The sequence below is a fragment of the Micromonospora sp. NPDC049580 genome (genome assembly GCF_040675595.1).
Classification (GTDB): domain Bacteria; phylum Actinomycetota; class Actinomycetes; order Mycobacteriales; family Micromonosporaceae; genus Micromonospora.
Map to the genome: position 1 here is coordinate 1 of NZ_JBFAPG010000572.1, position 3,616 is coordinate 3,616.

The following is a 3,616-nucleotide window of genomic DNA, read 5'->3' on the forward strand; positions in this document are numbered from 1 at the left end:
GACGTTGCCGAACACCATCGCGCCGAGCCGGCCGTTGCCGATCGGCAGGGCCCGCAGCCAGTCGGTGCCGGCACCCTCGTCGTACCAGAGGGCGAGGTCGTTGGCCGCCAGCACCTGCGGCGGCGCGACGGCGTCGGCTTGGGCGGTCGCCGTCCAGGGCAGCGGCAGCAGGGCACCGCCCGCGCCGGCTGCGCCGATCTTGAGGGCTTGGCGCCGGGTCAGGTCTGACATCGATCCTCCAAACGGTGACCGATCCGGCCACCCCAAGCGCGACAACGCCGAAGCCCGATAGCGGATCCGCGCGGTGGCACCGACCTGACCTCGCTGCGCAGGCCGTTGGCAGACCCTCAGACGACGAAACGTCTGATGTGTTTCGGGAAGATTACTCCGGCGTCACGCAATAGGCAACGGTCGATAGCTGGAAGGATCGTGGGCGGCGACCGGACCCTTATCAGGAGAGATCGGACTCGCCCGGAGCGGTGGCGGGGGCCGGCGGCCACGGTGGACACCTGCACCACCGACCAACCTCGCCAATACATCTGACGATTCTTGTCGGTGCGCCGGTGGAGGCGGACACGCAGCAACACCGCCGCGCTGGCCTCGGTGGACGGTGGGGCGGGCCGACGTCAGGTCGCCGTCGACGCGCCCCGGCAGCCGGGTCGTGATCGCGTGCGGGCAGCGCCGTCGGCGATCACCGCGCCACGTCCTGCGCCGGCGGCGGGTGCGGTGTTCCCGGCATCAGCCGGGTGCCGCCCTCGTCGCTCTGCGCACCCGAGCAGGGCGACGAGGGCGAGGAGGATGACGCTGCGCGGCAAGCTCGTCGTCGACGCGATGAACTACTGGTGGGAGGTGGACGGCATCCGCGACGACCTGACCGACCCGCGCACCTCGTCCAGTGAGATCGTCCAGGCGTTCCTGGCCGACGCGCGGGTCGTCAAGGCGTTCAACCACACGGGCTACCACGATCTTGAGGACGAGGCGCGGCCGGCGGGCACGGCCGGCCGCAAGGCCATCGCGATCGCCGGTGACGACGAGGTCGACATCGCCACGGTCGCTTCCCTTGTGGACGATCTCGGCTTCGACCCGGTCGTCGCCGGCCCCCTCGCCGAGGGGGTACGACTCGAGCCGGGCAGCGAGTTGTTCGGCGCCAACGTGAGCGCCGACGAGGTGGGCGCGATGCTCGACCGCTTTCCCGGGTCGGAGCGCGGCCAGGCCGTCGCCGCCGCGCGGGCCCGTGCGGGCGACGATCACGATGCCCAGTCGGCTCCCGAGCCGCCGGCCTGACCGCCCGTACCTCTCAATGGCCGTCGTCGAACGCCGTACGGGGATCGAGGTGCCCACCCCGCTCCTGCGCGGCGGCGTAAGCGGCGGGGCCGAGCGCCTCGATCGCGGCGTCTCGCACGGCGGCGAGGTCGGCCGCGTCGTCCGGGTCCGGCACCTGGCCGAGCGCCGCGAACGCCGCGTCCGCGAGACCGACCATGAGCGCCGCTCGCGGGTGGTCGCCCTCGGCGGACGCGAGCGCCGCGCCCGCCACGCAGACGTACGGCACGAACTCGTCCCAGCCGTGCCGGAACACCCGGGTACGGCTGAGGGTGAACAGCCTCCTCGCCTCGGCGAGGTTGCCGAGACCCAGCTCGCAGAAGGCCAGGTTGTGCGTCTCGGAGTTGACGGTCTCCGGCCGACCCAGCGCCTCGTCCAGCGCGATGCTCTCCCGGTACAGACCCCGCGCCCGGGTCAGATCGCCGGCCATCCGCGCCACCGCGGCCAGCACGTGTCTCGGCCGCTCCTCCAACGCGCGATCGCCGGAGCGCACCGCGACGTCGAGTGCCTCCCGCGCCCGCGCCTCCCCGAGCGTCAGGTCGCCGGCACGAATCGCCACCCGCGCGAGGCTGTACCGGGCCTCCACCTCGCCGGCCGCGTCGCCGACGGCCCGAGCCCGCTCGATCTCGGCCGTACTCATCTGCACCACCGCGTCGGTCTCCCCACGCCGAAAGGCCGAGCGGACATCGTCACTGAAGCTCACGGTCGAGGTCCCCTCGTGTCTCGTGCACGGGCGCGTCGGCGCGTCGACCGCGCCGCGGCCCCGACCGTCTCGGCGCGTGGTCACGCATGGAAGGCGGTCCAGTTCTCCAGGAGGCGGAAGCCCATCGACTCGTACAGTGGCCGGCCGAGCGCGCTGGTCTGCAGGTACGCCGCGTCCGCACCGGCCGCGACACCCTCGCGCAGCACCTTCTCGGTGATCGCGCGACCCAGGCCACGACCGCGCGCGCCCGGGACGACAGCGATGTTGAAGACGCCGACCACACCTCGGGTCCGCATCCCGAGACCCGTGCCGAGGTACTCGCCGGCCTCCTCGTACAGGTAGCCGTCGATCCGCTCGGCGTCGAGAACTGCGCCGCCCATCAGCGACCCGAACAGACCGTCCCCGTGGCGGAGACCCTGGCTCGTGGCGCCGTGGAAGATGATCATCACGACCACACCGATCAGGCCGAGCAGTGGGGTCACCAACCAACCGAGCACCCCGGTCAGGCCGTAGAGCACCAGGCCGACGATCGGGCGGGCCTCCTGCACCCGGACCTGCTCCTGGTCGACGGAGTCGGCACGCAACTCCGGATGGCGGCGCACATAGGCGAAGAGCACCCACCAGGGCGCCGACATCAGTGCTGCGGCGAACGCGTACAGGACGACCGCCACGCGCAGATCGTCGGTGTTGCCGTCGGCCAGCGCCGACGCCAGGACGGCGGTGGGAAACGGAATGATCACTACGCCGAAGAGGATGCCGAGGTTGATCGAGCTGAAGGCGGCAGTGGTGCCCCGGACCAACTGGAGCACGGCGTGATGATTCAGCCAGAGCACACCGACATAGATGAACGACACGACGAAGGCCAGATAGGCCGGCCCCTCCCCGAGGAGCCCCTCGGCCAGCCCACCCTCGTGGAACTCCGGGACCCGCAGATCCAGCACCAGCAGGGTGATGACGATGGCGAACACGCCGTCGCTGAATGCCGCCAGGCGACCCGCGTCGGTCACCCCGAGACCGCCGCCGCTCGCCTGCGTCCCCTCTCGACCTGCGGACATCGCCGAACGCTAACAGTCATTCGACAGCCACCGAGCGTGATTGCCCGGGACCAGCGCGATCCGGCCCGCGTCCTTCGTGGACCACGACGGTGGCGGGAGCGGCCCGGCCGCCACCCCCGCCCATCCGGCGGCTAGTTGGCGTACGTCTCGAACTCGCCGACCCGCGGCGCACCGCTCGAGCTGGTGATCCTAAAGGTGATCTTGCTCAGTGCCGTCGCGGAGAAGGTGATCGCACCCGCGCCACTGCCGGAGGCCAGGACGGCGCCGGTGTCGTGGTTGACGAGCTGCCAGGAGCCGATGGAGCCCTGGGTCCCGGAGGGCTCCCGAATGACCACCCGGGACACCCGGGTGGCGGATCCCCACTTGATCGAGATGGAGCCGGTCGATCCGGCCGGCGACCAGTAGGTGCTGATGTCGCCGTCGCGCACGTTGCCGTAACTGGTCCCGCTGGCCTTGCTGGAACCGTCGGCCCCGGCCCCCAGACTGGGTTGGTCCCGCTCGTCGGCGGCGGCGTGGTCGGCGGCGCGGTGGTCGGCGG

The 3,616-nt window shown here is 71.6% G+C and carries 4 protein-coding genes and 1 pseudogene; 1 reads left to right on the top strand and 4 read right to left on the bottom strand.

What is annotated here, in order from left to right:
• The coding region (locus AB0J68_RS29260) for a glycoside hydrolase N-terminal domain-containing protein (RefSeq protein ID WP_363941759.1) at positions 1 to 231 on the bottom strand (231 nt) is incomplete at its 3' end.
• Between the two features lie 567 nt (positions 232 to 798).
• On the opposite strand from AB0J68_RS29260, the gene AB0J68_RS29265 reads away from it, so the two are divergent.
• Positions 799 to 1,284 carry a hypothetical protein gene (locus tag AB0J68_RS29265; protein WP_363941762.1) on the top strand — a complete coding sequence of 162 codons (486 nt, stop codon included), beginning with the start codon at positions 799 to 801 and terminating at the stop codon, positions 1,282 to 1,284.
• Between the two features lie 13 nt (positions 1,285 to 1,297).
• On the opposite strand, the gene AB0J68_RS29270 is transcribed toward AB0J68_RS29265, so the two are convergent.
• The 3 genes and pseudogenes from AB0J68_RS29270 to AB0J68_RS29280 form a co-directional block, all read right to left on the bottom strand.
• Positions 1,298 to 2,023, bottom strand: coding sequence for a tetratricopeptide repeat protein (locus AB0J68_RS29270; RefSeq protein WP_363941765.1), 726 nt, complete (start codon positions 2,021 to 2,023; stop codon positions 1,298 to 1,300).
• Positions 2,024 to 2,103: 80 nt separating this feature from the next.
• Positions 2,104 to 3,078: a GNAT family N-acetyltransferase gene (locus AB0J68_RS29275; protein WP_363941768.1), complete on the bottom strand. Its 975-nt coding sequence runs from the start codon at positions 3,076 to 3,078 to the stop codon at positions 2,104 to 2,106.
• 131 nt (positions 3,079 to 3,209) lie between these two features.
• Positions 3,210 to 3,616: pseudogene (locus tag AB0J68_RS29280) on the bottom strand (pectate lyase); the annotation flags it as partial.

What these genes read in the sequence shown, in the direction of transcription:
- AB0J68_RS29265 (WP_363941762.1), top strand. Translation starts at nt 799, where the DNA reads ATGACGCTGCGCGGCAAGCTCGTCGTCGACGCGATGAACTACTGGTGG.
- AB0J68_RS29275 (WP_363941768.1), bottom strand. Translation starts at nt 3,078, where the DNA reads ATGTCCGCAGGTCGAGAGGGGACGCAGGCGAGCGGCGGCGGTCTCGGG.